This window comes from Rossellomorea sp. ABR4_004, assembly GCF_056159585.1.
In genome coordinates, this window is sequence record NZ_JBSWVM010000001.1 from 1,071,502 (window position 1) to 1,096,940 (window position 25,439).

21 protein-coding genes are annotated in these 25,439 nt (G+C 42.5%); 3 read left to right on the top strand and 18 right to left on the bottom strand.

Features of this window, described 5'->3' with window-relative positions; genetic code table 11:
- Positions 1-104: 104 nt before the first annotated feature.
- The 9 genes from hflC to ACXAF2_RS05805 form a co-directional block, all read right to left on the bottom strand.
- Entirely contained in the window at positions 105-1,040 is a 936-nt protein-coding gene (hflC, locus tag ACXAF2_RS05765; RefSeq protein ID WP_475137729.1) for a protease modulator HflC, read from the bottom strand.
- Positions 1,033-1,995 carry an FtsH protease activity modulator HflK gene (gene hflK, locus ACXAF2_RS05770; RefSeq protein ID WP_475137730.1) on the bottom strand — a complete coding sequence of 321 codons (963 nt, stop codon included), beginning with the start codon at positions 1,993-1,995 and terminating at the stop codon, positions 1,033-1,035. The genes hflC and hflK overlap by 8 nt, the downstream gene beginning before the upstream one ends.
- A gap of 884 nt (positions 1,996-2,879) precedes the next feature.
- The gene (pnpS, locus tag ACXAF2_RS05775; RefSeq protein WP_475137731.1) at positions 2,880-4,679 is read right to left on the bottom strand and encodes a two-component system histidine kinase PnpS; all 1,800 of its coding nucleotides are present in this window, start codon (positions 4,677-4,679) and stop codon (positions 2,880-2,882) included.
- Complete coding sequence (locus tag ACXAF2_RS05780) at positions 4,676-5,395, bottom strand: response regulator transcription factor (protein ID WP_475137732.1); 720 nt, start codon at positions 5,393-5,395, stop codon at positions 4,676-4,678. Before ACXAF2_RS05780 ends, pnpS begins: the two co-directional genes overlap by 4 nt.
- Positions 5,396-5,648: 253 nt before the next feature.
- Positions 5,649-6,125: a MaoC family dehydratase gene (locus tag ACXAF2_RS05785; RefSeq protein WP_427600316.1), complete on the bottom strand. Its 477-nt coding sequence runs from the start codon at positions 6,123-6,125 to the stop codon at positions 5,649-5,651.
- A 224-nt stretch (positions 6,126-6,349) separates the two neighbouring features.
- Entirely contained in the window at positions 6,350-7,288 is a 939-nt protein-coding gene (mdh, locus tag ACXAF2_RS05790; protein ID WP_475137733.1) for a malate dehydrogenase, read from the bottom strand.
- 81 nt (positions 7,289-7,369) lie between these two features.
- A complete protein-coding gene (icd, locus tag ACXAF2_RS05795) occupies positions 7,370-8,641 on the bottom strand; it encodes an NADP-dependent isocitrate dehydrogenase (protein ID WP_475137734.1) in 1,272 nt (423 codons plus the stop codon).
- Between the two features lie 116 nt (positions 8,642-8,757).
- Entirely contained in the window at positions 8,758-9,876 is a 1,119-nt protein-coding gene (gene citZ, locus ACXAF2_RS05800) for a citrate synthase (protein WP_148969905.1), read from the bottom strand.
- Between the two features lie 435 nt (positions 9,877-10,311).
- The gene (locus ACXAF2_RS05805) at positions 10,312-10,770 is read right to left on the bottom strand and encodes a DUF441 domain-containing protein (RefSeq protein ID WP_475137735.1); all 459 of its coding nucleotides are present in this window, start codon (positions 10,768-10,770) and stop codon (positions 10,312-10,314) included.
- 147 nt (positions 10,771-10,917) lie between these two features.
- On the opposite strand from ACXAF2_RS05805, the gene ytvI reads away from it, so the two are divergent.
- Positions 10,918-12,024 (top strand): sporulation integral membrane protein YtvI, encoded by a 1,107-nt coding sequence (gene ytvI, locus ACXAF2_RS05810; protein ID WP_475137736.1) that lies wholly within the window; start codon positions 10,918-10,920, stop codon positions 12,022-12,024.
- Positions 12,025-12,061: 37 nt separating this feature from the next.
- Here the strand turns inward: ytvI and ACXAF2_RS05815 are convergent, their stop codons facing one another.
- From ACXAF2_RS05815 to dnaE, 8 genes are all read right to left on the bottom strand, one after another.
- Entirely contained in the window at positions 12,062-12,448 is a 387-nt protein-coding gene (locus ACXAF2_RS05815; protein ID WP_475137737.1) for an FxsA family protein, read from the bottom strand.
- Between the two features lie 141 nt (positions 12,449-12,589).
- Positions 12,590-14,350 (bottom strand): pyruvate kinase, encoded by a 1,761-nt coding sequence (gene pyk, locus ACXAF2_RS05820; protein WP_475137738.1) that lies wholly within the window; start codon positions 14,348-14,350, stop codon positions 12,590-12,592.
- Between the two features lie 30 nt (positions 14,351-14,380).
- A complete protein-coding gene (gene pfkA / locus ACXAF2_RS05825; protein WP_475137739.1) occupies positions 14,381-15,340 on the bottom strand; it encodes a 6-phosphofructokinase in 960 nt (319 codons plus the stop codon).
- A 342-nt stretch (positions 15,341-15,682) separates the two neighbouring features.
- A complete protein-coding gene (gene accA, locus ACXAF2_RS05830) occupies positions 15,683-16,663 on the bottom strand; it encodes an acetyl-CoA carboxylase carboxyl transferase subunit alpha (protein WP_475137740.1) in 981 nt (326 codons plus the stop codon).
- Positions 16,657-17,526 carry an acetyl-CoA carboxylase, carboxyltransferase subunit beta gene (gene accD, locus ACXAF2_RS05835; protein ID WP_475137741.1) on the bottom strand — a complete coding sequence of 290 codons (870 nt, stop codon included), beginning with the start codon at positions 17,524-17,526 and terminating at the stop codon, positions 16,657-16,659. The genes accA and accD overlap by 7 nt, the downstream gene beginning before the upstream one ends.
- 164 nt (positions 17,527-17,690) lie before the next feature.
- The gene (locus tag ACXAF2_RS05840; protein WP_475137742.1) at positions 17,691-18,347 is read right to left on the bottom strand and encodes a FadR/GntR family transcriptional regulator; all 657 of its coding nucleotides are present in this window, start codon (positions 18,345-18,347) and stop codon (positions 17,691-17,693) included.
- On the bottom strand, positions 18,347-19,585 hold the full coding sequence (gene ystJ, locus ACXAF2_RS05845) for an NADP-dependent malic enzyme (RefSeq protein ID WP_324744809.1): 1,239 nt from the start codon (positions 19,583-19,585) through the stop codon (positions 18,347-18,349). Before ystJ ends, ACXAF2_RS05840 begins: the two co-directional genes overlap by 1 nt.
- 164 nt (positions 19,586-19,749) lie before the next feature.
- Entirely contained in the window at positions 19,750-23,100 is a 3,351-nt protein-coding gene (gene dnaE, locus ACXAF2_RS05850) for a DNA polymerase III subunit alpha (protein WP_475137743.1), read from the bottom strand.
- A 137-nt stretch (positions 23,101-23,237) separates the two neighbouring features.
- Between dnaE and ytrH the strand changes: the two genes are divergently transcribed.
- Both ytrH and ytrI read left to right on the top strand, forming a co-directional pair.
- A complete protein-coding gene (gene ytrH / locus ACXAF2_RS05855; protein ID WP_044339284.1) occupies positions 23,238-23,573 on the top strand; it encodes a sporulation membrane protein YtrH in 336 nt (111 codons plus the stop codon).
- Positions 23,570-24,073, top strand: a complete 504-nt coding sequence (gene ytrI / locus ACXAF2_RS05860) for a sporulation membrane protein YtrI (protein WP_475137744.1) — start codon at positions 23,570-23,572, stop codon at positions 24,071-24,073. The genes ytrH and ytrI overlap by 4 nt, the downstream gene beginning before the upstream one ends.
- Positions 24,074-24,449: 376 nt before the next feature.
- Here ytrI and ACXAF2_RS05865 read toward each other — a convergent pair whose 3' ends face one another.
- Positions 24,450-25,298 (bottom strand): alpha/beta fold hydrolase, encoded by an 849-nt coding sequence (locus ACXAF2_RS05865; protein WP_475137745.1) that lies wholly within the window; start codon positions 25,296-25,298, stop codon positions 24,450-24,452.
- Between the last annotated feature and the right edge of the window lie 141 nt (positions 25,299-25,439).

The following is a 25,439-nucleotide window of genomic DNA, read 5'->3' on the forward strand; positions in this document are numbered from 1 at the left end:
ATTAAGTCCACTGAAATAAGCTGACTTTGTGGAATTCGATAAAAGGTCTTCATAAAAAAACTGCTGAAGAATGAGATCATCTCAATCTTCAACAGTTTCTCTTTTTATTCCGTATACCCCATCAACAGCCTTGCATAAGGAGAGTCAGATGGTAAGATGATAACCGTTTTATCATCCACTGTTTTCTTATATGTTTCCAGCGTTTTATATAGGTCATAGAAATCGGGATCCTTGGAGAACGATTTGTTGTAGATTTGTGCCGCTTCGGATTCTCCTTCTGCCCTGATGACATTGGCGTCTGCCCCTGCTTTTGCCAGAAGCTCCTTTACTTCACGATCTGTTTCAGCGGTGATGCGTTGTTTCTCGGCATCCCCCATTGAGAGGTATTCCTGAGCCTTTGATTCACGTTCTGAAATCATTCGCGTATAGACAGAGTTCTCATTTGCTTCCGGCAAATCCGTACGCTTCATGCGGACATCCTGAACGACAATCCCGTATCCATCCCGTTCAAGAAGCTCGTTCACTTTGTCCGTCACCCGGTCGTTCAAACTTCCCCGGGAAGACTTTTCATCATTGATGATTTCATCATATTCCAATTGCCCGAGCTCAGACCTGACGACTGAGTAGATGAATTCTTCCATTTTCGTCTCTGCATTAATGACCGTTCTTGCATTCTTGATCATTTTAAGAGGATCTTCGATACGCCACACGGCATAGTTGTCGATGAGCATCCGCTTTTTATCTTTTGTATTGATTTCGGCTTCCGTTACATCATACGTCATTTGATGCTTAGGCAGGGTCGTAACAGACTGAATGAAAGGGATTTTATATTTCAAACCGGGTTCTTTGTCTATTCTTACGACTTCCCCAAATTGACGGACGACTTTATACTCTCCTTCTTTGACAATGAAGAGACTGGTAAACAGCAGAAGAATGACGGCAGCGAGAATGACAAGGAAGATTCCTAGTTTTGTATAACGCTTCCACTCGATAGGCTCTTTCTTCTTTTGATTGATGTCAAAGACGTTTTGATCACTCATTCTCTGCACTCCCTTCCTGCTTCACCGGGCCGTTTTGATTTTCAAGCTGTCGAATCGGGAAGTATTTCAACGTTTCCCCACTATCCTTCATAATGTAGATTTCCGCATTCGGAAGAACATTCTCCAGTGTTTCTAATACAAGTCGTTTTCTCGTAATCTCAGGATTCGATTTGTATTCGTTGTATAGCTTATCAAACACGGCTACATCTCCACGGGCCTGTTCCACACGTGCAATTTTATCCCCTTTTGCCCTGGACATGATTGCATCTTTTTCCCCTTGTGCTTCATTTGATCGCTGGTTTCGATACTTCTTTGCTTCATTGATTTTCGTATTCATCGTTTCCCTTGCATCCGTTACGGCTGTAAAAGCTGATCGAACCTCTGCATTCGGCAGCTCGACATCCTGCAATTTCACTGCAAGAATGGAAATACCAATATCGTAATCATCAATCAGGGTCGTTAGTAAATCTCTTACTTCCGCCTCGATTTCGGCTTTTCCAGATGTTAACGCATCATCTATCAAAGAGCTCCCTATAATGCTTCTTAAAGAAGATGAAGTAGCATCGTAAAGGATTTCCTTCGGGTTGTCTGAGTTAAATAAGTACGTTTCAGGATCCGTGATTTTCCATTGAACCACAAGATCAGCGAGAACGATGTACTCATCTCCCGTGATCATTTTCGTTTCTTTCGGAAAGTCCTTGATCTTCCCGTCTTTTTCTTCATATCCAAATTGAAGACTGAAGGTTTCTTTCGACAGGACTTCCACTGATTGCATCGGCCATGGCATCTTGAAGTGCAGACCAGGCTCAACGACCGGCTCTCCCGCTTCTCCAAATGTCAATACAAGCGCTTGTTCTGATTCATCAACGGTATACCAGGAAGTCAATAACACAACAATTAAAATAATGGCCGCTACAACCATCCCTGTCACCATGTAAATTCGTTTTAAACTCATATGCGCCCTCCCTTTTCTATCTCTATATCTTATTAATCACCTACTAAGATATACGGACTTACTACAAAAAGGTTTCAATAATATTAAGGGAAGATGACAAAAGAGGGGGTAGCAGGCTCGAGGTGAGTGGTTTCCTAACTGAATGCATCCGTCAGGCGACAACGCAAAGTTTTGATCTAAACCCAGCATTCACCGGATAGATAACGCTTTCAATATAAAAGGCTCTTTTCGCAATGACTGTGGTTTATCTTAAGGAAGCAAGTAGTAGTTGATTTCCGCTACAGGATGCTCGCTTTCCGCGGGGCTGGCGGTGAGCCTCCGGGGTCTCACCTGTCCAGCTATTCCCGCAGGAGTCGATCATCCTGCAGCGAGAATAAACTTTCTGAGCATGTATCCTTAATCGAAAACAATTAAAACAAGCTTTTTAGCAAACGATCCATTTGAGGTAAGTAGGGATTGATTGTCCTTTTAGGGAAGAAGAATTATTTTTTCTACTTATATTGTTATCTGGTACACCTTGAAGCTCTGTCACAAAAAAACTATTAAAGATGGTGAGGGGAACTGCGCAGACTCCTGCGGAAGTACGGGCGTGCCGAGACCCCGGAAGCGAAGCTGAGGAGGCTCGGCCGAACGTCCGCGGAAAGCGGAGCAGTTCCCCTCACCATCCAGCATAACCTGGTTGACAGAGCCCTGGCAGATTATATGCAAGAATACAACAACCTTTGCGAAAAGAGCCAAATAAAAAAGCGAAAAGACGAGAACGGGGTTAGTTCTCGCCTTTTCTTAACACCTTGGATGAAGGGGTTTCACTTAGTATCGTACCACCCTTTTATTAACAGGATTTAAACCTATTGTAAATTCAATGTAAAATAATTGTAAACTCACTAAGATTTGCTCGTCCCTTCACCCAACGAATAGCTTGAAGACTGTTTGTATAAGGAGACTGTGAACGTCGTACCTTCATTCACTTCACTGTCTACTTCAATCTTTCCTTCATGGGCTTCGATGATATGCTTCACAATGGCTAAACCTAAGCCCGTTCCACCAGAATTACGGCTTCTGGCTTTGTCCACCCGATAAAACCGTTCAAAAATACGGGGAAGTTCTTCTTTACTGATTCCCATCCCGTTATCCTTGACGCTCACATGAACCATTTCTTTATCTTCCATCACTGAAATCAAGACATCCCCGCCCTTTGGAGTGTACACGATCGCATTACTGACCAGATTAATGAATACCTGTTTGAGTCGGTAGGAGTCTACCTCCGCATGGCCCCTTGACTCAAATGACATTTGAAGGGAAATGTCTTTTGATTTCGCTTTTTCTTTCAATATCGGAATCACATCTTCAATTAAACCGGCAATCTCTACTTCCTGAAGGGAGAGCTCGAACCCCTGTTTTTCAATCTTGGATAATTCCAATAAGTCTTGTATAAGGGATTGCAGGCGGTCGCTTTCCATTAGAATGATATCCAGGAAAGACTTTAACGTATCAGGATCATTCATCGCCCCGTCCAGTAGTGTCTCCGAGAACCCTTTAATGGATGTGATCGGCGTTTTCAATTCGTGAGAGACATTCGCCACAAAGTCTTTTCTCATTTGTTCGAGCTTTTTGAGCTCCGTGATGTCATGGAATACCACGACAATCCCTTTCCACTCATCGTTATGACCGATGATAGGAGCCCCATATACTTCATAATGCTTTCTTTCTATTTTGTGAGGAAGAAGGATCTGTTTTCTTAACCGTTCTTCTGTCATGAAGATTTCTTCCACAAGCTTATTCACTTCCTGATAGTGAATGACCTCATGGTATCTGACTTTTTTCAGCTGGCTTTCTTTCAGATTAAAGAAGTCCCTGAACGTCCGGTTCGTCAAAACAACAAACCCGCGGTGATCAATCAAGAGAAGGGCACTCCCCATGTTTTCGATCAGCGTCGTTAAGCGGTCCTGCTGCATTTCCTGGGAATTCACCATTTCCTGCAGATTACGGGCGAGAATATTAATGGAGGTACTTAACATAGTCGTTTCATCCAGGCGGTCTTCATATGTCCGCGCCCGATAATTCCCCTTGGCGAGCTCCATTGCCACATTCGTTGCCGATTCAATGGGCTTTGTATATCTCACCGTGATTCTCGACCCCAGAATGATAATGAGAATTAATGCAAGACCTAAGGAAATGGATAGCACAAACCAAATTTGCTGTATTCCTTTCTCAAAGGCTTCTACCTCGGTACTCATGATAAGCAGTCCATTTAACTGGTTATTTCCACCCTTTAGCGGGTACCAATAATACCTGTACTCCACACCTGCTGTCACCAGTTTTCTATGCTTTTGTTTTACATCCCAGTTCTCCTGGATTTCATTGATGATCCTCTTTTGCTGAGGACCAACCAGTGATTCCGAGGTTTCCGTATCATGGACTACACTTCCTGAATTATCAAGAATCGTAATCCTGACATCCAATATGTCACTCAATTCTTTGATCATCTCCGGATCGATTTCTTTTGGTGTCCCGTTTTCTTCAATGGAATTAGCCAATAACCTTGACTCTTTTTGAATCCGGGAATTAAATGTATCCAGATAGAAATTCTTGAAAATCTGACCCAAAAGCAACCCAAGTCCGATCAACACAGCGATGATCAGGGTGATTAGAGCAAAAAGAAGTTTTGTTCTAAACTTGGTCATCGATTTTTAGGCTCCTCCAATTTATATCCAAGCCCTCGGATGGTTTTTATATAAGTTGGTTTTTTCGTGTTGGATTCTATTTTTTCCCGCAAATGACTGATGTGAACATCCACTATTCTGGTGTCACCGGCAAAATCATAATTCCAAACCGCACTTAATAGCTGGTCTCTCGTTAAGACCCTGCCTTTATTTTCTGTTAGATATAAAAGAAGTTCGAATTCCTTAGGTGTTAACTCCATTTGATCACCCTGGAAATACGCTTCATACTGTTCCGGATAAACCTTTAATTCCCCCACTTCCTTGTAATCTGTCGGTTCAATGGAAGATGGTTCCGCCGCTTCCTGTATGGCCTGACTTCGTCTGAGAATAGCCTTGACCCTCGCAACCACTTCACGAGGACTGAACGGCTTCGTCATATAGTCGTCTGCCCCAAGCTCCAGTCCAAGAACTTTATCAAATTCGTCATCCTTAGCCGTTAACATAAGAATGGGGATATTAATCTTCCTTTGTCTCAATTCTTTACACACTTCGATTCCATCCATGGAAGGAAGCATCAGGTCAAGAATAATTAAATCCGGGGATTGCTCTATCGCTTTATCCCTACCTTCTTCACCATCATGTGCCGTCGTAACGGAATAACCGGATTGCTCAAGATTGTACTTTAAGAGTGTTGCAATAGACTGTTCATCATCGACTACCAAGATTTTTTTGCTCATTTGTTGTGCCTCCATACAAAAGAAAATTAACCCCAACATCCAACGTAATTATGTAATTGTACTTTCATTATAATATAAATCTTGAAGGTTACCATCATTTAGAGAGATTTAATACTTTTTAGTTTTCTTGCCGTACGTTCCTAAACCGAACCAATCCTTGTTCTCTTTTTTTATATGATGCACTTCTCCCTCTTTCTTTATCATTTTTTTGCATAATAAAAAGAGCTATGGATATCATAGCTCTTTCAGGTGTTTAGAAGTTTTCTAATGCATGGCTATTCATTTTCTCTAATCGGTGAGGGGGGCATACTTTGATGGTACCGTTGATGACCTTCTCGTCTTCTTCATTAGTAGCTGTTACATCGATCGTTACCAAATGAGTGTGGGGATCCACTTCCTTCACTTCAAACAGGAATTGTACTGTTGCGTAGTGATAGACCGGTTTAGGGAATTCAATGTTTTGTTCTACTATATGAGAACCCGGACCCGGTAGATACTTAGAAACGGCAGATGTAATGATGCCTGTTAACATGATTGAAGGAACTATCGGTTTTTTGAATGGCGTTTGAGAAGCATAATCATGCTGGATGTATAATGGATTGGCATCATTTGTGAGCCCTAGGTAAAGAAGCAATTCGTTATCTTCTATTTTTTCTGTAAGGGTCAGCTTTTCACCAATCGTCATTTCTTCAATTTTTCTTCCCAGTTTTCTCTTTTTCCCTAATAACATAAGAAGCACCTCCGCGTATGTAAACGATTACAATTTTAAATAATAAAAATTGTTTTTATTATCTGTCTATTACTATTTTATCATTTATAGGGTTTCCATACAAAGAGTTTTTACGCGTTGAGTGATTATTTTAATAGAGCATCATTTCGCAAATTTAAATCTATATCAATATAAAAAAACTGACCCCCCAATATGGAAGCCAGTTTTGATAGCATTAAAATTTATTATGCCAAGGAAGACATGACGTTTTTTACGGCGTCTGCTGAGTTAGCGAGTGCAGCTTTCTCTTCTTCGGTTAGTTCGAGTTCGATGATTTTTTCCAGTCCATTACCGCCAAGGATGGTCGGAACACCGAGATAGATACCTTCGAATCCATATTCGCCTTCTAAGTATGCAATGGCAGGGATGACACGGCGTTGATCCTTAAGGATGGCTTCTACCATTTGAACAAGTGAAGCAGCAGGAGCATAATAAGCACTTCCGTTGCCCAGAAGGCCTACAATTTCCCCTCCGCCTTTACGGGTACGCTCGACGATCGCGTCTAAACGGTCTTTAGGAATTAATGCTTCCAGAGGGATGCCTCCAGCGTACGAGTAACGAATAAGAGGAACCATGTCATCTCCATGACCGCCAAGAACGAATCCTGTAATATCTTTCACAGAAAGGTTTAACTCTTGTGCGACAAATGTGCGGAAACGGGCTGTATCCAGAACGCCGGATTGTCCGATTACGCGCTCTTTAGGGAAGCCGGACTCTTTGAATACTGTATAGGTCATAGCATCCACTGGGTTTGTGAGAACGATGATGTAGCAATTTGGCGAATACTTAACGATTTGCTGCGTGACTGATTTCATGACCTTTTGATTGGTTTGAACCAGATCATCACGGCTCATTCCTGGTTTACGGGCAATTCCTGCAGTGATGACAACGATATCGGAATCCTTTGTATCTTCATAATTGGAAGTACCGATAATGTTTGAATCAAATCCTTGTACCGGACTCGCTTCAAGCATATCCAGCGCTTTCCCTTTCGTCGGGTCTTCATTTTGAGGAATATCAACCAGTACGACATCTCCAAGCTCTTTCTGAGCAAGCATCAGTGCTGTAGTCGCCCCTGTAAAACCTCCACCGATAACAGATACTTTTCTACGTTTAATAGCCATCATAATTCCTCCTATTCGTGTCATTATGTAAAGGAAGGAGTGCTCCAGTTCGAAGCACCCCATCCCTATTTCAAATTAATATTATCCCATGTTTTCGATTAAAGCAGAACCGAACTCAGAACATTTCACTTCTGTTGCTCCATCCATTAGACGGGCGAAGTCATATGTTACGACTTTAGAAGCGATTGTTTTCTCCATGGATTTTGTGATTAAATTTGCAGCTTCTGTCCAACCAAGGTGCTCAAGCATAAGCACACCGGAAAGGATGACAGATGATGGATTCACTTTATCCATACCTGCATATTTAGGAGCCGTTCCGTGAGTTGCTTCAAAGATTGCATGTCCTGATTCGTAGTTGATGTTTGCTCCAGGAGCAATACCGATTCCACCAACCTGAGCGGCTAATGCATCAGAGATATAATCTCCGTTTAGGTTCATTGTTGCCACTACATCAAACTCAGCCGGACGAGTAAGGATTTGCTGTAGGAAGATATCAGCGATTGAATCCTTCACGATGATCTTACCAGCTGCTTCAGCTTCGGATTGTGCTTTGTTAGCAGCTTCCAATCCGTCAGCTTCTTTGATCTTGTCATATTGAGCCCAAGTGAATACTTTATCGCCGAATTCTTTTTCAGCAAGCTCGTAACCCCAGTTTTTGAAAGCTCCTTCAGTGAACTTCATGATGTTCCCTTTGTGAACAAGCGTTACTGATTTACGGCCTTCTGTGATCGCGTAATTGATCGCTGCACGGACAAGACGGTTTGTCCCCTCTTCAGAAATAGGCTTGATCCCGATACCGGATGTTTCTGGGAAACGGATTTTGTTAGCACCCATTTCATCTTGAAGGAAAGTGATTAATTTTTTCACTTCATCAGAACCTTTTGCGTATTCGATACCTGCATAGATGTCTTCAGTGTTTTCACGGAAGATGACCATGTCAGTGTCTTCAGGACGCTTAACCGGTGAAGGGACACCTTCGAAGTAGCGCACTGGACGCAGGCAAGTGAACAGGTCTAATTCCTGGCGAAGAGCAACGTTCAATGAACGGATTCCGCCGCCTACAGGAGTTGTAAGTGGACCTTTGATTGCAATGAAATATTCACGGATTGCTTCAAGTGTATCGTTTGGAAGCCATTCGCCTGTTTTGTTGAACGCCTTTTCCCCAGCGTATACTTCTTTCCATGAGATCTTGCGTTCACCTTTGTATGCTTTTTCTACAGAAGCATCTAGGACGCGTTGAGCTGCTGCCCAAATATCTGGACCCGTTCCGTCACCTTCAATGAATGGGACGATTGGATTGTTTGGCACATTAAGTTGGCCGTTCTGGTTTGTAATTTTTTCACCTTGTGTCATTATGTAACCTCCATTTTTTCATTATCAAAGGGGATGACCCATAAGTTACCCATGTTGAGTCATTCCCCTTCTCTTATTATTACACCAATATTTTTACTATTTGTAAATATTGATGATTAACCTCTTTGTTCAACTGGAACATATTCCTGCTTGCCAGGCCCTACGTAATCAGCACGAGGACGGATCAGGCGGTTGTTTGAATACTGTTCAAGAATATGAGCTAACCAGCCGGATACTCGGCTTACAGCGAAGATCGGAGTGAATAGGTCATGATCGATGCCTAAGCTGTGGTATACGGATGCTGAGTAGAAATCAACATTAGGCGGTAGGCCTTTATTAGACGTAAATACGTCTTCTACCTTAACGGACATTTCGTAGTATTCACTTTGTCCAGTTAATTCAGTTAATTTTTTAGACATTTCTTTAAGGTGCTTGGCACGCGGGTCTCCTTGACGGTATACACGGTGACCGAAGCCCATGATTTTTTCTTTCTTCTCAAGTTTGTCCAGGATATAGGATTCTGCTTTATCAACCGAACCGATTTCAGTAAGCATCTTCATAACCTGCTCGTTTGCTCCACCGTGCAACGGTCCTTTTAAGGCACCGATCGCAGCAGTGACACCTGAATATACATCAGAAAGAGTAGCGACACATACACGTGCAGTGAATGTAGAAGCGTTTAACTCGTGATCGGCATGAAGAACAAGCGCTTTATTGAACGCTTCGATTTCAACAGGCTCAGGATCTTTCCCGGTTAACATATATAGGAAATTAGCAGCGAATCCTAAATCTTTACGCGGAGCAATCGGCTCTTGTCCATTACGGATTCGTGAAAAGCTCGTAACGATTGTAGGAATTTTTGCTTGAAGTCGAACAGCCTTTAAATAGTTTTCCTTTTCGTCCATTACATCTGCTTTATCATCATATAATCCAAGTAAAGAAACGGCAGAACGTAAAGCTGCCATAGGATGGACTTCCTTGATGTTGTACATCTTGAAGTGCTCGATGACCTCTTTAGGCAATTCAGCGTTATCTGCTAATAGCTCTGTAAATTCCTGAAGCTCTGATGAAGTAGGTAATTTCAGATGCCATAATAAGTAGATAACCTCTTCAAAACTGGCATTGTTTGCCAAATCATCAATGTTGTAGCCAACATATGTAAGAGTATCATCAATGATCGAACTAATGGATGATGTTGTTGCTACAACCCCTTCTAACCCGCGAGTTGCTGTCATAATAACCTCTCCTTTTGTTAAGTATTTCTCTTTACCCATTTTCATATGAGCATAAAACCCTACATGACTATCAATTAAGTCTGTAGGCTTGTTTAAAAAGAACATAAATAAAGGTTGAGCGATTGCTCAATTCCTATACAAAAAATGATTCCCGGCTCCTCCTGTGATATGACGAGAGCTTGGGATGCGCTTACATTTCCTATTATAAACAATTATCTGACTTTTGTGAATGAAAACGCATCAATTTCTATAAAAATTATTTTTCTAGAAAAATAAACCATAGCATTGAGGCGTACAAACGGAGTGATGACAGGGGTTTCTCATCCTGTTATAAAAGCACTAAATATGTCGAAGATGTATAATCAAAGTCAAATGATATCAGGTACACACTCTCATCAAAGAGATTCTTCAACCAGCAGGAACTCCAGTGTTATTCTATAAGAACAACTCATATATTTTCATCGCGAGGTACGCAATACCCGCTCCGATAAGCGGTCCGACAGCTACTGCTTTAAAGAATGCCACAGCTAAGACTGTTCCAAGGACAAGAGCAGTTGTAATATGAGGGTCCTCTTCCAACAGAGTTAACCCGCTCTTCGCAATTAACGCCACAGCCATTCCAGAAGCGAGGGCAATCCATGCATAAGGTGACTTTAATGAGTCATACAGGTCTTTTAATCCGATCTCACCTGTAGCGATTGGTGCCAATACTGCAATCGTGATGATGGTAACACCCCAGTTAATTCCTTTGGACTGAATGGCCGCAAACACTTTTTCATCGATGCCTGAGAGCTTAAGAATGATTAGAAATGTTACGGCTATAATAATGGACTGGTTTTTAGCAGCGAATCCAATTCCCAATAAGAGCAATAAAAAAAGGAATGCCTGTGACACAAGTAACCTCCTCCTTTCGTAATCATTATCCTGCCATATCAACTTTTATCATTTGTTGTAAAAATATGAAACCTCGTTAAATTAAACTTCCTTTCATTTCCTGTCTCCTTTAAAATAGAAGTAGAAGATCGGGTAGGAGGGAAGCCCTTGAATGTAGAATATGTTTATCGAACGATCCGGTTCCTGATCGTTTTAGCCATCGTCATGCTCTCTTTAATTTCATTCTATTACATATGGAAGCTTGCTTATCCCTTTATCATTGCCATTGCCATCGCGTTACTCATCAATCCTCTTGTGAACTGGCTTGAAAAATGGCTCCCCAGGATATGGGCAGTAGCGTTATCTCTCATATTGATTGTTGCGATCTTTGCGGGGCTTATCACCTTACTGATTGCCGAGATTGTTTCCGGTGCGAATTATTTAGCAGAAGAGCTCCCTAAGCATGTGCAGACCTTGGTCAAATTTGCTGAGGATTTCGTCGTAGGTCAAGTGATTCCACTTTACAACCAGTTATCTGGTTTATTTAAGAACCTTGAAGCCGGGCAACAGGATACCATTTTAGAAAATGTCCAGACCGCTGGAACGAAAATCGCCACTTCAGCAGGGGATTTCCTGCAAAACTTTTTCACCAAATTGCCCCAGTTGATTTCATGGATTCCCAACGCGGCATCCGTCCTGATTTTTGCCGCTTTAGCTACATTTTTCATCAGTAAAGACTGGTATTCATTATCTGCCAAAGCAGAGAAAATCATTCCTGGAAAGGCAATGAGCAGCGGGAGAAAAGTATTCATCGATCTAAAAAGGGCCCTATTCGGATTTATAAGGGCACAGTTCACGCTCATATCCATTACGGCTATCATCGTGTTAATCGGATTGATCATACTGAGAGTGGATTACGCCATCACCATTGCACTCGTAACCGGTCTCGTTGATATTTTACCGTACCTTGGAACAGGAGCGGTTTTCGTACCTTGGATCATTTATGAGTTCATAACAGGGAACGTCGGTCTAGGTATCGGTTTATCCGTTCTCTATTTGGTTGTTGTTGTACAGCGCCAAATCATGGAGCCGAAAGTCCTGTCATCAAGCATCGGACTCGATCCACTCGCCACCTTGATCGCTCTCTTTGTCGGTTTTAAGCTAATCGGGTTTCTTGGCTTGATCGTCGGACCTGTTGTCCTGGTCATTCTATCCACTCTCAAAAGAGCCGGTGTTTTTGAAGATACGTGGAAGTTTATTATGGGTGTAAAATAAGAAAAAGCACTGCTCGCCGTGAGCAGTGCCTTTTTTATTATCTGTATATAATCACGTTTCCATTGTTGATCCAACGCTTGAATAGCCTATAAATAAACGGTTTGAACATTCTACGTGTAGGTGGAAGTAATAGCAGGAATCCGATTGCATCGGTAATAAAACCAGGCGTCAATAGAACGACCCCTCCGACCAGAATGCACAATCCATCAATGATGGCATCTCCAGGCAGCTGACCGTACTGCATATCCTGCTGTGCTTTTCGAAGTGTTTCCATTCCTTGTTTTTTCGCCAAATAAGCTCCCAGAATCCCTGTTGTAATAATCAGTAAAACGGTTGGGATCAAGCCAAACGCTTGTCCGGAAAGAACAAGTAACCCAATTTCCAATGCGGGCACGATAATTAACAATAACAGTATATATCTCATGAGGGATTCCTCCATAACTTTAATACTTATTACTCTCTCTATTATAACATATTAAGAATGGTAAGGTATTATGTGAGGATTGACTTAGTTACGCACAAAATACCAGAGTCCATTCCAGACTCTGGCTTTTCACATTTCAACTTATAATACGCTTGCGTGTCCGTTATAGATGACACCGCGAGTAGCGTCTACTGTAATTTCCTGACCATTTGTGAATAGAGAAGTGGCATTGTCCACTCCAACGACTACAGGAATTCCTAAATTGATACCTACAACTGCTGCATGACTTGTCAGACCGCCTTCTTCAACGATCAAGGCAGAACATTTCTCAAGAGCAGGCATCATGTCTTTATCAGTCCCAATTGTCACAAGAACAGATCCTGGTGTAGTATTCTTCACTGCCTCGTCTGCAGTCATCGCCACTACGGCTTTACCATAAGCAGATCTCCGGCCAATTCCTTGACCCTTAGCAACGACGTCGCCTACCACATGGATTTTCATCAGATTGGTTGTTCCAGATTCACCAATTGGAACACCAGCTGTGATGATAATGCGATCTCCATGCTTCGTCATTCCTGAATTCACGCTTTCTTCAACAGCCATATCAAGCATTTCATCCGTAGTCGTCACTTTACGTCCAACAGTAGGGTAAACACCCCAGACAAGTGCCAATCGACGTGATACAGAATCTGTTCCCGTTACTGCTACGATTGGAGCTTTTGGACGGTACTTAGAAATCATGCGTGCTGTGTGCCCGCTTTCCGTTGGAGCCACAATTGCATTAACGTCCAGGTTAAGAGCCGTGTGCGCGACAGATTGACCGATGGCGTCCGTCATATTATGCTCACTGTCTTTGCTGCGTGCAGCCAGGATATCATTGAAATTAAGGGCTGTTTCTGCTCTTGAAGCAATGTTGTGCATTGTTTGGACCGCTTCAACAGGATACGTACCTGCAGCTGTTTCACCCGATAGCATGATTGCGTCTGTACCATCGAAGATCGCATTGGCTACATCACTTGCTTCTGCCCTTGTCGGTCTAGGGTTGCGTTGCATGGAATCAAGCATTTGAGTTGCCGTGATGACAGGCTTACCCATTGAGTTACATTTCTTGATCAACATCTTCTGAACCAATGGTACTTCTTCAGCCGGGATTTCAACACCAAGATCTCCACGAGCCACCATCAATCCGTCTGAAACTTCAAGGATTTCATTGATATTGTCTACACCCTCTTGATTCTCGATCTTAGGGATGATTTGAATGTGAGAAGCGTCATGCTCTTCCAATAATTGACGGATTTCCAGTACATCAGAGGCACGGCGAACGAATGATGCCGCAATAAAGTCGACACCCTGCCCAATACCGAATACGATATCCTGAGCATCTTTATCCGTAATCCCTGGAAGGTTTACGGAAACTCCTGGTACGTTTACGCCTTTTTTGTTCTTTAAAACACCGCTGTTGGCAACATACGTATGAATCTCGCCATTCGCTTTATCGATTTCCGTTACTTCCAATCCGATCAGGCCATCGTCAAGAAGAATTTTGGAACCAACATGAACATCATCAATTAACCCTTCGTATGTAACGGAGAATTTCTCGGTTGTTCCAAGTACTTCCTTCATGGAAACGATGACGTTTGAACCTTGCGTTAATTCGATTGCACCATCTTCCATATTATTCGTACGGATTTCAGGACCTTTCGTATCAAGAAGGATCCCGACTGTTTTCCCGGCTTTTTCAGCTGCTTCACGGATATTGACGATTCTCTGTCCATGTTCTTCATGGTCACCATGTGAGAAGTTTAAGCGGGAAACATTCATCCCTGCTTCGATCAGTTGTGATAACTTTTCTACACTCTCACTTGCAGGACCGATGGTACATACTATTTTCGTTTTTCTCATTTTCTTTACCTCCTGAAATCTTACAACAATTTAGATTGAAAGCTCTTTGGAAAGTTTGTACATGCCCAAGTCAATTTGATGAGGCTTGGCAAGTGCTTCAATAATATCGTAATCAACTAGTTGATTTTTCTCAATCCCTACTGCTCTTCCGCCTTTTCCTTCAATCAATAACTCTACTGCACGTGCACCTAAACGGCTTGCTAACACACGATCAGATGCCGTTGGCGTTCCACCACGCTGAATATGGCCGAGGACAGAAACACGTGTATCCATTCCTGTCGCTTCAGTGAAACGATTAGCAAATTCATTTGCCGACATGACACCTTCTGCCACAATGATGACACTATGTTTCTTCCCGCGCTCCTGACCTTTTTTCAGACGTGTCACGACATCATCAAGATCGAATTTCTCCTCAGGAATCAGGATGGTTTCAGCACCGCCTGCAAGACCGGACCACAGGGCAAGATCTCCTGCATTGCGTCCCATTACTTCGATGATGAATGTTCTTTCATGTGAAGTAGCCGTATCGCGAATCTTATCTATCGCGTCGATGACCGTGTTCAAAGCCGTATCGAAGCCGATTGTATATTCAGTTCCCGGAATATCATTATCGATCGTTCCCGGTACACCCACACATGGATATCCCCATTCAGTTAAAGCTTTTGCACCCTGGTATGATCCATCTCCACCAATGACAACAAGGCCTTCGATTCCATGCTTCTCTAATTGCTCGATGCCTTTTTTCTGACCTTCTTTTGTTTTGAATTCTTCACAGCGGGCTGTATACAGCATGGTACCGCCACGATGAATGATATCTCCAACAGAACCAAGTTCCAGCTTCTTGATGTTTCCGTTAATTAATCCGTTATACCCTTGATAAATACCGTACACTTCGATATCAAGGAAAATAGCTTTACGCACAACCGCACGAACGGCTGCGTTCATACCTGGTGAATCTCCACCACTTGTTAATACACCAATCTTTCTCACTACGATCACCTCATTAAGAAATATTCCTTTATATGTAAATGAATGCTACAACTTGTTAATGGTTTCACATATATCTAAGAAAAGGAAAAATGGAACATTCTATCCTGTTGTATTCATTACATTATTATGGACCAATAGACTATGGATTATTTCTAAAATAACACGAAGGTTCAAGGTTCTCAACAAGTTACACGAAGGAAATGCTAAAGACGAAATAATCTATTAAATGGAAGCGTTTTAATTGTTAAAACTTTCAAAATACCGTCACAAAAATTAAATTTAATGGAAAATTAATGAAAAAGACTGACAAATGGTATTTCCTATTTGTCAGTCCATAGTTCATTATGATTTTACCCCAATTAAATCATTTAAAACAGAATATTCACCCATCGCTTTAAATTTTTCATAGCGATGCTGTATCAATTCATCTTTCTTCATTGGGATTAATTCTTTCAAGGATGCCTTTAATACATCATTGATATATTGTGCTTGCTCTTCGACATCTTTATGAGCACCGCCTTTGACTTCCGTGACGATTTCATCAATGATTCCAAGCTCCTTCAAATCAGGTGCTGTGATCTTCATGGATTCAGCCGCTCGCTTCGCTTGTGTGGAATCCTTCCACAGGATGGCGGCCGCCCCTTCAGGTGATATCACGGAGTAAGTGGAGTTTTCAAGCATATGGATATGGTTTCCGACTCCCAGTGCGAGGGCACCTCCACTACCACCTTCACCGATGACCATGCAGATAACGGGAACGGTCAAGCCTGCCATCTCTACAAGATTTCTTGCAATGGCTTCACTTTGACCTCTTTCCTCTGCCGCTTTACCGGGATATGCCCCCTTTGTATCAATAAAGCAGATGATCGGACGATTGAACTTGTCCGCCTGCTTCATTAAACGCAGGGCTTTTCGGTACCCTTCCGGATGAGGCATCCCAAAGTTCCGGCGAATATTTTCTTTCGTATCTTTCCCTCTTTGGTGTCCGATGATGGTCACCGGGACATCATGAAATTTCCCTAAACCTGAAACAATGGCTTCGTCATCCCCATACAGGCGGTCTCCATGCATTTCGATGAAGTCCGTAAAGAGATAGCCGATATAATCAAGCGTCGTCGGGCGATTGGGATGTCGAGCTACCTGAACCCTTTCCCAAGGCTTCATGTTTTCATAGATATCATTTTCAAGCTTCGTGAGCCTGCTCTCCAATTTCTCGATTTCATTTGATAAATCGACGTCTGAATTTTGAGTGAACTCCTTCAGCTCGGCTATTTTCTTCTTGAGCTCAAGTACAGGCTTTTCAAATTCCATCTCATTTACCATGGCAGATCACCGTCCCACTGATGTATATCAAGTACTGTCCCGATTTTCTCTTTTAACTCGAGCCTCGAGATGACTCCGTCAAGTTGACCATGCTTCAATAAAAATTCTGATGTTTGGAAGTCTTCCGGTAAATCTTCCCTGATCGTCTGCTCAATGATCCTTCTGCCTGCGAAGCCAATAAGCGCTCCAGGCTCAGCAAAATTATAATCCCCTACGGATGCGAAACTTGCGGATACCCCGCCGGTCGTTGGGTGCGTCATGATCGAGATGAAGAGTCCTCCATTTTCGCTCAATCGATTAAGGGCCACACTGGTCTTGGCCATTTGCATCAAGGAAAGGACACCTTCCTGCATTCTCGCGCCTCCTGATGCCGTGAAGATAATGAACGGGACTTTTCGCTTATCGGCTTCTTCGATGGCTCTCGTAATTTTCTCACCGACCACAGAGCCCATACTTCCCATTCTAAAACGTGAATCCATGATGGCCGTGACCACTTCGATTCCGTTTACCTGACCTGAACCAGTTAATACTGCTTCATTCATACCTGTCTTCTTCCGATCCTTTTCCACTTTTCCTTCATAATCAGGAAAGCCCAGGGGATTCGCGGAAACTAGATCATGATCAAGCTCCTTAAAGGTACCTTCATCTATAAAACTATCGACTCTTTCTGGTGAGCTCATTCCATGATGGAATCCGCAATGAATGCACACCTTTAAGTTTTTCTGAAGTTCTTTCGTGTACATGATCTTTTTGCAATCAGGACATTTCGTCATGATGCCTTCTGGAACGTCATGTTTAGCCGCTTCAGAAGGGATCGTTGCATATTTTTTCTTTTTAGATTTATTAAAAAGTTCCTTAAGCAAGGTGAAACCTCCTTAACTAATTACAGTAGCTTATACGTCTTCTGAAGGAAAAAAATGAAGGTGATATAGCATTGAAATCAATTTCCCAGGGACAGCTTCCGCTTTCGTTTCTAGTAGTAAATGCACGATATATAACTGCTTGACTATCAGTTTAATGGAAAGGTTTAAAAAAAGATGTTGGAAATTGTCGCATCATTATCGACAATTTCCCTGACCCTTTTATACGTCTCTTGCACGGTCTCTTTATCTTGGTTTTCTATTCCTTGAAGCATTTGGGTAATCTCTTCTCTCATTTGATCCGTTATCTTGATTTCTCCACAAATCAATGTTTCAAAATCATTTAAGATATTCCAAATCCGTTGAGCCAAATGATTGGCGTTCATCATCACGATATCCCTGAACACATCATCCAGGTTTTCCGCTTCTGAGACTTTATCAAAAAGAGCATCCATCTTCTTTTTTTCTGAAAATAGATCTTTCAACGCTTCTTTTTCAATCATCATTTTCGTATAAAGAATATCCTCCTGGGCTTTATGGTCTTCGAGGATGAACATCCCTAACAAATCGATGAGGTGATGATCCCGAAAATCCCTTAAGAAGGTACCTTCGCCTCTTTTCGTTTCAATCAGGCCCAACAATTCCAATGCCCGTAATGCTTCCCTTACAGAGGAGCGCCCAACGTTCAATCGTTCGGACAGCTCTCTTTCAGAAGGGATCTTATCACCGGGCTTGAGGCCGTCTTTTGATATCATTTCTCGTAATTGGTGAACAATTCCAATATATACTTTAGCGTGGGAATGGAGAGAGTTCACTTCTGTCATCATTCACTCTTCCCGATTACCGCTAAATCTTCTGTCTTTTTGCGAATATCTTCCGGATCCACCTTTAAACGGGCTACTCCCGTCTCCATGGCAGACTTCGCGACTGCAGCTGCTACAGCAGGTGCTACACGCTTATCAAATGGTGCAGGGATGACATAATCCTCATTCAACTCGTCTTCTCCGATTAAAGCCGCAATCGCTTCAACAGCAGCTTGCTTCATCTTCTCATTGATGTGAGTCGCGCGGACATCCAGTGCCCCTCGGAAAATCCCAGGGAATGCAAGGACATTATTTACTTGATTAGGAAAATCGGATCGACCGGTTCCAACCACTTTTGCTCCAGCCGCTTTTGCCAACTGTGGCATAATTTCAGGCACAGGATTGGCCATAGCAAAGATAATCGGGTCCTGTTTCATAGAGGCAACCATTTCTTCTGTTAACGCTCCTGCAACAGACACACCGATGAAAACGTCTGCGTCTTTTAGTACTTCTGTCAGTCCACCTTTGATCTGATCACGATTCGTAAACTTGGCTACTTCGTCCTTGATCCCATTCATTCCTTCAGGACGCCCTTCGTAAATCGCTCCCTTGGAATCACACATAATGATGTCTCTCACACCATAACGGTAAAGAAGCTTAATGATCGCCATACCCGCGGCACCGGCTCCATTTGCCACTACTTTGATTTCTGACATCTTCTTCCCAACAATCTTGAGCGCGTTCACCAGACCTGCCACGGTTACAATGGCTGTACCATGTTGATCATCATGAAACACAGGGATATTGGTCTCTTTCTTCAAGCGCTCTTCGATTTCAAAGCAATTCGGAGCTGCTATGTCCTCTAAATTCACTCCGCCAAAGGTAGGTTCAAGAAGTTTGACCGTTTCTACAATCTTGTCCACATCCGTTGTGTTCAAACAGATTGGAAACGCATCAACACCGGCAAAGCTCTTGAATAGAACCGCTTTACCTTCCATAACAGGCAGGGAAGCTTCCGGCCCGATATTTCCAAGACCTAAAACCGCCGTACCATCTGAAACAACGGCTACCATATTCCCTTTCATTGTGTAATCGTAAACCGTTTCAGGCTTGTCATAAATGACTTTACACGGTTCTGCTACCCCTGGGGAATAAGCCAGGCTAAGGTCTTCCGCATTCCGGACCTCCACCTTGGATGTTGTTTCTAATTTCCCTTTGTTAACCCGATGCATATGCAGAGCTTCTTCACGCAATGACAATCCACTCACTCCTTCTGTTTCTTTACATGCTATATGTCGATTCATGATTCACACAAATCTTCTAAATGTACATGATATATAGTGAAAAAAATAATGGTATAGAGGTGGTCTGACCACCTTTTTCTATTAAACAATAATATAAATATTGGTTTTAGTAAAGTATGTTATTGTAATATGACATTTGCCTCACCCAGAACCCGCTGCATTTCCCTAAGAGCCTCCTGAGACGGGGACACACATAAATGGTCCGGAAGCTGGACACTCTTTTTTTCACGTTCATAATAAACGATGACAGGATTTTTCCCTTTGAATCGGTTAATCGTTTGATGAATACGCTGCGTACACGCCTCTTCATCCTGGTCGATGGGAATTTTCAAATAGAGCTTTTGATCCCTGGCTTTCGCTCTCGCCTGCACTTGTTCCATCGATTCCACCTGATTCACAATGAACTGAAGCTTATCGTTACGTTCTTCAACATTTCCACCAAACAGGAGAATATTCCCTTCTTTTAGCTGTGTCATATTATTTCGATAGACATTCGGAAACACGACCGCTTCGATCTCGCCACTTTCATCACCGATTTCAAGGAAGGCCATCACTTCCCCTTTTTTCGTCCGGATGGATTTCACTCCGGTAATATAACCGCCAAATGTGATTTTCGACCCCTTTTGAAGATCGGCTATTTGCTGTAAGCCAAGATCATCATACAGGTGACGGTAGGATGAAACGGGGTGGTCAGATAAGTAAAGACCCAGCACCTGTTTCTCGAATTGAAGCTTCGTATCGATCGTCATATCCTCTACTTCGACATGCTTAGGCTTTAACAGGAACGCCTCTTCCTCATGAAACAGATCGGGATCACCTTCAGGATTGACAAGCTCCGCATGCTGGGCCGCTACATCAAGGCTCGCAAGCAACGTAGCACGGTCCATTTCGAATTCATCGAACGCCCCGGACAATACTAAATTTTCGAGGATTTTCCGGTTAATCGTTTTGGAAGATACCCTCATGCAAACATCAAACAGGTCCTGAAATGGTTTTTCTTTTCTGGCACGGATGATTTCCTTTAAAGCAGCTGCCCCTATTCCTTTGATTGCCCCTAAGCTGTAACGGATCCTGTTCTTACCGTCTACCGTAAAGACGAATTGACTCGTGTTAATGGATGGGGGCAGAATCTCAATATCATAAAGCTTTGCCTCCCGGATATACTGAGCCACTTTCGTCTCATTTCCCACTACCGATGTCAGGAGAGATGATAAGAAAAAAGCAGGGTAATGTGCCTTTAAATAAGCCAATTGATAGGCGATCATACTATAGGCAACAGCATGGGAGCGGTTGAATCCATAATCTGCGAATCTGACAATCAAGTCATAAATGGTGTGCGCGACTTTTTCGGTATACCCTTTCCGTATTGAACCGGAAACAAAATGCTCCCGTTCCTGATCGAGGACATCCTTTTTCTTCTTCGAAACCGCTCTTCTGAGCAAATCTGCTTCCCCGAGTGAGAAACCGGCCATTTTCGAAGCAATTTGCATGATTTGTTCCTGATAGACAATGACGCCGTAAGTCATTTCAAGAATCGGCTTTAAGTCAGGCAATGGATATTCCACCTTTTCCACGCCGTGCTTCCTCTTAATATACGTCGGGATGTTTTCCATTGGACCCGGACGGTATAACGCGTTAACGGCCACAATATCTTCAAATGAATTAGGCTTCAGTCTTTTTAAAACATTCCGCATTCCTTCTGATTCAAGCTGGAAAATCCCATTGGTCAGCCCTTTACTTAATAATTCAAAGGTTTTAGGATCATTCATGGGTATAGACTCAATGGAGAATGATTTATTGGTTCCCATTTGAACGTTCTTCACAATTCTTTCTAATATACTTAGATTACGAAGTCCGAGGAAGTCCATTTTCAACAACCCGATTTCTTCCAGGATATCCATAGAGAATTGAGTCAGATGGATTCCCGATGAACTTCCCTGGATGGGTACCCACTGCACTAACGGAGCTTCACTCATCACGACTCCCGCTGCATGGGTCGACGTATGTCTTGGAAGTCCTTCAAGTTTAAGAGCCGTCTGAAATAATTTCTTATAATGATCAGAGCTTGTCACAAATTCGCGGAATCCCTTGGACTTTTCATAGGCTTCCTGCAGCGTGATCCCCAACTGATTCGGAACAAGCTTGGATACTTGCTCCTGCTCCTTCATATTCAAGCCGAATACACGACCTGTATCACGAAGGGCTGCCTTTGCTGCAAAGGTCCCGAACGTAATGATCTGGGCAACGTGAAGGCTCCCATACTTCCCTTCTACATACTCGATCACTTCGTCCCGCCTGTGATCGGGAAAATCGATATCAATATCCGGCATAGATACACGTTCAGGATTTAAAAAACGTTCAAACAGCAAATGATGTTCGATCGGATCCACATCTGTAATCCTCAATGCGTAAGATACCAAGGAACCCGCTGCCGATCCCCTTCCCGGTCCCGTCAGGATCTTTCTTTCCTTCGCATACTTCATAAAATCCCAGACAATCAGGAAGTAATCGCTGAATCCCATCCTGCCGATGACTTCAAGCTCATAATCCAGCCGTTCTATGTACTCATCTGAAATCGACTCTACCCGTTCGCTCAGGCCTTTCTCACAAAGGTGGGTCAATTCCTGAAGGGCAGACACTCCCTCGGGCAGAGGATATTTCGGGAGGAGCTGCTGATGGAAAGGAATGGTCAGGTGGCACTGATCGGCAATCTTCATCGTGTTTTCAAGCTCCGTTACATGATCAGAAAACAAATCCACCATCTGCTCTTTGGACTTGAAGTAGTACTCCTGTGAACCCAATACGTCCCGGTCATCTTCAGAAAGCTTCACTCCGTCACGTATCGCACCCATGCATTCATGGGCGAAATGATCTTCCTGGTTTAAATACTGAACATCATTGGTAGCCACCATATCCGTCCCCGTCTCTTTGGCCACCTGCTGCAGCAAAGAAATAAGAGTATCTTCAGACGGAATCCCATGCTTTTGAAGGCTTAAGTAAAAGGAATTCCTGCCGAAGATCTGTTGATAGGTGTGGATGCACTCCTTTGCTTTTTCACTTTCATCATTCAATAACAGGTTCTCAATCTCACCTTTGATCCCCGGAGTGATGGCAATCAACCCTTCACTATAGGAAGAGAGCCACTTCAACGGGAGACCATCTTTCGACTTTGCCCCGATCGCACTCGAAATCTTTAATAGATTCTGATACCCCGTTTGATTTTTCACGAGGAGCACCAGGGGATAGGAACCTTCCTTTGACGCAATATCTGCGGTTAACCCGATAATCGGTTTTATGTTTTCTTTTAAACACGCCTTATAAAAAGGGATGGCGGCATACATCATATTTTTATCGGTTAAAGCCAGTGCTTTATACCCTGAATTCTTCGCTTTATGTACAAGTCCATTTATCGATATCGTGCTAGACAAGAGACTATAGGCACTCGCTACTTGTAAATGAACAAATGACATGTTATGCACAACCTTTTTCTCAATATACTTTTATTATAGGAAAGAAACCGCAAAAAAGAAAATATGTTCTCCCTCATATCTTGTCTACTAATCCCATATAGTTATCGTAAAGACACGTAATAGATGGAGATGATGAAATGGCAGAAGCTTTCTTTCCGGAACTATTCAAAAGCTTCTTTATTGCTATGGGGGTATTACTGGGGGGATCACTCCTCGGCGGGCTGGCTTCATTCGCCATGGGACAGCCTTTATTCATTGAAATGAGACGACTATCCGATTTCCTGCGCATCTGGGCCATCATCGCAGCGATCGGCGGCACATTCGATACAGTCTATAGCTTTGAAAAAGGCTTTCTGAACGGGGAGACAAAAGAGCTATTCAAACAATTCCTCTTAATCCTTTCCGCTTTAGGAGGAGCCAACACCGCTGCCATGATCATCTCATGGCTCACACAGGAGCATATGCCGTCATGAGAATCCCTCCCTTTTATCGGCTTCCCTCCTGGCAGCGATTCTTCGCAGGGATGGTGGTAGGCGGAATCATCAGCTGGATGATCTTCTTATTCATGTTCGGAACCATGCATGAGAAGCAGGCCCAAAGGATAGAAGAACAGAAAAACGACATCAGCAAACTGAAAAACACCCTGTCCTATCTTCAAGAAGAATACAAACAACTAAACACCGAAAACGAAGACGTACTCACCATCCAGGAAGTCAAAGTGAAGATCATCAACAACACGAAAACAAAAGTTGAATTACTCAGTATACACGAAACAGAGGACCAGTTGAGCGAGGATTTACGGAGCCTTTTGACTAAGGACTTAGAAACGGTGTTCGGGAATAAGGAACTCATCAAGAAGATTATTGAAAATAAAACAGTCAAATTGAATGATAAGTCCTTTAATTTGAAAGTGCGGGAAATGTACTTTTATACGACTACACAGATTACGTTGGAGTTGAAGTATGAGGAATGATATTGCTGGACGAACCTGTTTGAGGCGTTAGTGCCTTTGTTGAGAGGTTCGTCTTTTGTTTGTAAAGGCTATTCTTTGCTGAAAAGGATTCATTTCTTGAAAACGATTGGGATAGTCCTTTCCTGCCTTTCTCAAGCTCTACTTAAAAGGCATTTCGAGTGTATTTTTCCAGCCTTTTCGATTGTGATTGCGTCGTTTTCCTTCACAATTGCGTCTAGAATGACGGTCATTGCGTCATTTTATTCATTATTGCGTCTAGAATCATCATAATTGCGCCGTTATTCTGAGTTATTGCGTCTATTTCCATATTATTACACATTCGTGGAGGCTGAGGAAATAATATATTCACAAACTGGAATACCCCTTTATTCCACTTTCAAATATTTTCCTTCAAAAACAAATCATACTCATCCGCAAATCGCTCTGCCTCTTCCAGGAATGGATAATGGTTACTTTTCTCAAAGATTACTAATCTCGAATGAGGTATACCTTCAGCCATTTCAATGGAATACAGTAAAGGACATTGGACGTCATATCTGCCACACAGGACTAACGTGGGGACTGATATGAACTCCATTTTTCGAGTAACATCATATACTTGTAATTCACGGATAAAAAAGTTCATTCTCGCAGCAGACATCCCTTTGTGAATATCGAGGGAGAAAAGCTCACTATATTTCTCAGGTGCATATAACGATAATTTCGTTCTTTCTATCGATAATTCTTTTCTTTTTTCCATTGGTAAATCCGGTTTTTTTAACGTTTCGATAAGTTCCTGCATCCTGTGGAAATCCGGGTGCGCAGGATTGTAAATGCAATCTTTCGAGAAGGTCATATATTCTCTTGCCGCCGCCCCAACAATCACATTAACATGGAGACTTTCTGAAAAGTGGATCCCGTATAGTATCCCTAACATCCCTCCTGTTGAATGTCCGGCAAACCCCCACTGAAGAAACCCTAATGCTTCACGAATCGCTTCCAAGTCGAATATGGATTCCAACATACTCAGCTGATAGGGTTCGTTTGCTTTCTCCGATTGACCAGCTTCCCGTAAGTTTATTAAAAAGACTTGGTTTGTCCTTGTAAATGACTCTGCAAAATTGTCACCGGTATGGTTAAATTCTGAATAATGGTGGGTCACACAAAGCGGGGCTCCCTTACCCTTGATAAATAGCTCAAATACTCCGCGTGTTGTATGTAGTAATTTTCTTTTCCATTTTCCCATAATCACGTCCCTTTCTAAGCTAAAATCTTTGGCAATGATACCAAAACTTAAAACATGATTTATTTAAAATGATCCTAAATAAGAAAATAAAAATACTAACATCACATACTTTTAAGCATTTCTTGATGATTTTTTAGTCTT

Bases quoted from the DNA above. Each gene is read 5' to 3' on its own strand.
- hflC (WP_475137729.1), bottom strand. From the start codon at position 1,040: ATGAGTGATCAAAACGTCTTTGACATCAATCAAAAGAAGAAAGAGCCT.
- hflK (WP_475137730.1), bottom strand. From the start codon at position 1,995: ATGAGTTTAAAACGAATTTACATGGTGACAGGGATGGTTGTAGCGGCC.
- pnpS (WP_475137731.1), bottom strand. From the start codon at position 4,679: ATGACCAAGTTTAGAACAAAACTTCTTTTTGCTCTAATCACCCTGATC.
- ACXAF2_RS05780 (WP_475137732.1), bottom strand. From the start codon at position 5,395: ATGAGCAAAAAAATCTTGGTAGTCGATGATGAACAGTCTATTGCAACA.
- ACXAF2_RS05785 (WP_427600316.1), bottom strand. From the start codon at position 6,125: ATGTTATTAGGGAAAAAGAGAAAACTGGGAAGAAAAATTGAAGAAATG.
- mdh (WP_475137733.1), bottom strand. From the start codon at position 7,288: ATGGCTATTAAACGTAGAAAAGTATCTGTTATCGGTGGAGGTTTTACA.
- icd (WP_475137734.1), bottom strand. From the start codon at position 8,641: ATGACACAAGGTGAAAAAATTACAAACCAGAACGGCCAACTTAATGTG.
- citZ (WP_148969905.1), bottom strand. From the start codon at position 9,876: ATGACAGCAACTCGCGGGTTAGAAGGGGTTGTAGCAACAACATCATCC.
- ACXAF2_RS05815 (WP_475137737.1), bottom strand. From the start codon at position 12,448: ATGAGATATATACTGTTATTGTTAATTATCGTGCCCGCATTGGAAATT.
- pyk (WP_475137738.1), bottom strand. From the start codon at position 14,350: ATGAGAAAAACGAAAATAGTATGTACCATCGGTCCTGCAAGTGAGAGT.
- accA (WP_475137740.1), bottom strand. From the start codon at position 16,663: ATGGTAAATGAGATGGAATTTGAAAAGCCTGTACTTGAGCTCAAGAAG.
- ACXAF2_RS05840 (WP_475137742.1), bottom strand. From the start codon at position 18,347: ATGACAGAAGTGAACTCTCTCCATTCCCACGCTAAAGTATATATTGGA.
- dnaE (WP_475137743.1), bottom strand. From the start codon at position 23,100: ATGTCATTTGTTCATTTACAAGTAGCGAGTGCCTATAGTCTCTTGTCT.
- ytrH (WP_044339284.1), top strand. From the start codon at position 23,238: ATGGCAGAAGCTTTCTTTCCGGAACTATTCAAAAGCTTCTTTATTGCT.
- ytrI (WP_475137744.1), top strand. From the start codon at position 23,570: ATGAGAATCCCTCCCTTTTATCGGCTTCCCTCCTGGCAGCGATTCTTC.
- ACXAF2_RS05865 (WP_475137745.1), bottom strand. From the start codon at position 25,298: ATGGGAAAATGGAAAAGAAAATTACTACATACAACACGCGGAGTATTT.